Raw genomic sequence first — 4,473 nt, 5'->3', positions numbered from 1 at the left:
AAGCCACCTCTCAAAATTTTATAAATTTATATTAACAAAATTACGCATTAAATGCAATTTTTTTCGCATTATTTTTCAAAAACTCGCCGAATTCGCCAAAAAACTCGCCGAAAACTCGCCGAGATTTCACCCCTCATAAAACCTTGATACAAAAGGGTTCAAGGCACTTTTTTTCTTAATTTGGCACTCGGCACTATATGGGGGGTCGTAGTAGCCCCCCCAGATTTTTAGATTTTTCTGGCGAAAAATCACCCCAAATTTTTCCTTCCCAGCACCAACTTTTTGACACGTGCTTCTCCCACGTGATATAATATTTTCGCAAAGATATAGTGCATGTATGCACCAAAGCCCCGAAGACGGTCCAATGTACTTCGGGGCTTTTTTTACGTTCTTAAAAGATTAACGGGTAGGCTAGCGTCAGCGATTGTCCTTGTTATCTAGCCATTTGCAGATGTAGTGTGCAGCTACTTCTGCCATGATAGCAAGTAAGACGTCAAAGATATAATGCATGTATAACACCTCCTTTCGCATAGACTTGCGGAAGGTTTTGCTTCAGCATTGGTTATTATATCATGACCCTATAACCTTTCAAAATCCTACCTACGCTAGTCGCTTACTTTATTCCAATTTCCTCTTGTCAGCAAGTAACCTAGACTGCTTTTTTCCTAATTTGTCGGTCGTCAGCTTTCCAGCCTGACAACTCGTCAAATTTAGTCTAAATTCGTCTAGCTTACTGACAAGAGTTTTCTCGGCATAAATCGCTCAGATACTCCGCCCTTTGGACTTCCTTGGTTCATTCCACCCTCTAGAGACTTCTCGTGACCTTCTAAGCTCTTCTAAACGCTTATTAAGGCTATCAACCTCTTTCTCCGTAATAACCTCCTGAATGTCTTCCAAAAGGTCTTTAGAGCCTTTCAACTCTTTGTTCTCTTGTCTCAAATTTTGATTATCTATCTCTAATCTTTGATTTTTCCATTCTTCCTGAGACAACTCTCTTTCAGCCCTCTCCTTAGCTGACTTCATACCTGCTAGAGCTTTTCTAAGCACTTCATTCTGATTGACTGCTTGCTCTAACTTTCCGACCACATCTACCATAAATGTTTTCAAGCGATCCACAAAATCTGCACTAAAATTAAAACTACCTCCAAATAACTTAGGGGTTGCTTGCTCCAGTTCTTCACGTAATCTATCAGCCTCTTGTCGTCTGTCTAAATCGTGATAAGAAATCTTTTCTAGGTTTCTGCTTTGTTCAATTAGCAGTTGCGTTTTTTCCCTATGCTCTCTCTCCAGTTGAATAACATTCTCGCTCAAACGCTCAGAATCGCCTTTTAAGGACTTTATTTCTTTTCGACAACTATTTATCTTGGATTTTAACTCAGATAGCTCTGAGAGCCTCTCAGAGGCCTCAGAATCGATTCTAGTATATTCCTCAATCTTTTTATCCACCAACTCCTCTAAATGGCTTAAATCGCCCTTTAAATCGTTTCTATGGCTATCTAGCCATGTGAAACGCTCTTCCAACGTTGCTTCACGTAGTTTCATTTCCTCTTCAGCAAACAACGAGGCTAAACTTTCATAACCTGCTATCTCTTCTGCAGTTGCTGGTCTATCCTCTTCTTTGTGCCAATAACGAGGAGCACCCAGCCCTAATAATTCTCTATTCAGAGCTTCTTTCCCAATTTTAGCCTTATAATCAGCTACACTAAGGTGTTTCTTATCACTTCCTAATTGCCCACGTGACAACTCAAAACCCTGCTCATTCATATATTTTGGCAGTTCTTCTTGAATAGCCTTTAATTCTTCACGGTTAAAGACAGCCTTAGACGACAATTTTCCATCCACCATAGGTACTACTCCCATATGCATGTGAGGGGTACTCTCGTCCAAATGTACGCTAGCATAAGCAATATTTTCTAAGCCATAACGTTCAGCAAAGTAATTTTTAGCAGTCTCAAAAAATGCCCTGGTCTGCTCCTGGTCTAACCTCTCAAAAAAATCTTTATCAGACGTGATAATCCACTCATCACATAAAACCGCATCTTTCCGAATAGCTCGCTTAGAGCTCTTCTTTTCATTCACGTAATCCTTAATCTGCTTTTCATACGACACAGAGCGGTCGCGATCCGTCAACTCATAGTTGAGGTGCGACCTGCTCGTGTCTATATCTTTGTTCGAGTGATTCTCAAAAACACGTTCATTGTGCCTATAAGCTCCACCAAGGTTTCCGACTTTCATTTTTTGCATTCTTGCTACGAGATAACTCATCCTTCAGTTCCTTCCCAGGTGGTCATTCGAATAGCGAATGACATGCAAGCCGCCCAGGCTATTGCTTGCCTAAATCCCTAACATCTTAGCTAGTAGTTTAGCACATTTTCGGCACAACTTCGGCACAACTTCCATGTAAAGTATAACGCATTATACTTTACTTCGTAAATGTGCGTTCTCCGAAGGGTCTTGCAGACGGCTTCCCTCGCCACAAAGAAAAGGTGGCGAGATAACAAAAAAGCCCTCGAACCACAAGGACATTTTTGTCATGTCGGCCGACTTCCTCAAGTCGACCAAAGTCATTTTTTCAAAATGACTAATAACCAATAAAAATACGTCTCCAACATCAGAAAAAGATAGCTAAATCAACATCATTTTCTTTGACTTTTAACTAATTTGTTTATAAAATGAAAGCGGTAACAGAATTTTAGACTAGAAAGGATAAAATACGGAAAATAATAACGTCTAAAATTCTTATCACAAACACCGCCAACATAGATACCATTAGTTATTTTAAAGATAAGGAATAAAAATCATGGCAAAAAAATTCACAAAAACCATCACATTAATCCTCATTGCTTTATTAACCCTATCAAATACACCCTCTTTCATCGCCTTTGCAGATGAAAATATAGATGCCAGTATTGCCAATATACCCTTAGTAGAAAACAACCATTCAACAGAACTCTCATCTGGAGATGTAGAATTCTTTGACGACGGGACATTAATTTTAGGAGAAGAAGAAATTAAAATTTTAAATGCAATTGAAAATATACCGGATGAAACAATAGCAAGTGGTTCAGAAAGTATAAATCAATATTTTTATGAAAATGGAATTACCCAAATAAAAGTAAGTGATAAAATAAGGCAAAGAAGAGGAGCCGTAGGATGTATTTCTGCTGTAGGTATTGCATTGCTTGTAAATCTTACTCCAGCAAAAATCGCCAAAGCAAAAGGTGCATTAAAAGCCTTAGGAGGTACCGCTAAATTTGTATATAAAACCATAGGTCTCTACAACAAGTTTAAAGCGACTAAAGCAAAACTTACAGCTGCCAAAGCTGCGATAACAGCAGCCGCCGCCAACGTTAGCGGACGAGAAGTACTTATAGAATTATTTTCATTAGGTAGTGTTTACTCAGAATGTTTTGAATAAAAGGCGAAATATATTACATGAAAAAGCACATTAAAAACATCATTTTAATTCTGGTTATAACTTTTTTTATAGTGAGTTATTTTGTTGAAAATAATACAAAACAAATTATTTTACCGCTCATTTTCCTGACCCTATTATTTCTATCTTTCTCAAGTTATAAGAAAAAATGAGTTATAAATATAACTCATTTTTATTATTCTTATCACTCATTATCGTACATCTTATCATTTTTCCGATCGACTTTACCCCGCTTACTACGCTGATACGCTCCATCAAACAACAATTTCATAAAACCAGTTTTTCCCGAAATAACTTCGTTAACCAAATTTATAGTTAATCCGTAAGCCTCCCCATTTTCATCGATAAAATCATACAAGTCAAAAATATTTTGAAGTGTATATGCACGAACAAGAGAAACCACCACATTGAAAAGTTCTGCTTTTTCTTCAACATCTAAGGTTACATAGCGATCAATATCAAAATTATTAATAAGCTTTATATCAGCCTTATCATAAACATGTTTTTTCTTAGCAATTGCATCTTTGCTCTCATGAGTCAAATACAAGTATGTATTTTCAACGTTTAGAACAACTTGCACCATTGCTAAACTATTTTCTCCAAGCAATTTCTTGATTTTCCAACGCACGCTATCTGCAGTAACTGGATTTTTAGCAATATAAAGCACATGATAGTGAGGTTTTTTATATTTCTGCCCCTCAACATTACTCTTGTCTTTATCGTGAAGCGGACTAACTGCTATCGGCACTCCAAGAGTTTCAAGCTTCAACTCCCAATCATTCGGAATCGATTCTGGATAGAGCAAAAAAGTAAAGTATCTTGATTTTTCTTTAGCCATAAAGTATAATATACCCAAGTACAATATATCTAAAAGCCCCGCCTGCCAGCTCGGCTTTTTTTTATTTTACTTGACCTTTCTTGTAATTTTCCAAGGCAACTGAAATCATTGCAGATTTTGATAACCCCATTTCTTTCGCCATTTTTTCAAGATTTTCAAGCACAGATTCACTAAGCGTTATCGTTAATCTTTTTTTCAT

General features: G+C 37.3%; 4 protein-coding genes. 1 reads left to right on the top strand and 3 read right to left on the bottom strand.

Annotated features, from left to right (window positions below):
• Positions 1-762: 762 nt before the first annotated feature.
• Positions 763-2,265, bottom strand: coding sequence for a MobV family relaxase (gene mobV, locus ACMZ6U_RS09505; protein WP_416108211.1), 1,503 nt, complete (start codon positions 2,263-2,265; stop codon positions 763-765).
• Between the two features lie 535 nt (positions 2,266-2,800).
• Here mobV and ACMZ6U_RS09500 point away from each other — a divergent pair.
• On the top strand, positions 2,801-3,418 hold the full coding sequence (locus tag ACMZ6U_RS09500) for a hypothetical protein (protein WP_416108210.1): 618 nt from the start codon (positions 2,801-2,803) through the stop codon (positions 3,416-3,418).
• A gap of 202 nt (positions 3,419-3,620) precedes the next feature.
• Here the strand turns inward: ACMZ6U_RS09500 and ACMZ6U_RS09495 are convergent, their stop codons facing one another.
• Together ACMZ6U_RS09495 and ACMZ6U_RS09490 are read right to left on the bottom strand one after the other, a co-directional pair.
• A complete protein-coding gene (locus tag ACMZ6U_RS09495; protein ID WP_416108209.1) occupies positions 3,621-4,274 on the bottom strand; it encodes a replication protein in 654 nt (217 codons plus the stop codon).
• Positions 4,275-4,335: 61 nt separating this feature from the next.
• On the bottom strand, positions 4,336-4,473 hold a 138-nt coding region (locus ACMZ6U_RS09490; protein ID WP_000746878.1), incomplete at its 5' end, for a plasmid copy number transcriptional regulator CopA.

Origin of the sequence: Streptococcus pluranimalium (assembly GCF_047785745.1) — a bacterium.
GTDB classification, from domain to species: Bacteria; Bacillota; Bacilli; order Lactobacillales; family Streptococcaceae; genus Streptococcus; species Streptococcus pluranimalium_B.
The sequence above is the reverse complement of the archived record's forward strand: the minus strand, read 5'-3'. Positions and strand labels throughout refer to the sequence as shown.

Excerpts from the sequence above, each read along its gene's own strand:
- mobV (WP_416108211.1), bottom strand. The coding sequence starts at position 2,265 with ATGAGTTATCTCGTAGCAAGAATGCAAAAAATGAAAGTCGGAAACCTT.
- ACMZ6U_RS09500 (WP_416108210.1), top strand. The coding sequence starts at position 2,801 with ATGGCAAAAAAATTCACAAAAACCATCACATTAATCCTCATTGCTTTA.
- ACMZ6U_RS09495 (WP_416108209.1), bottom strand. The coding sequence starts at position 4,274 with ATGGCTAAAGAAAAATCAAGATACTTTACTTTTTTGCTCTATCCAGAA.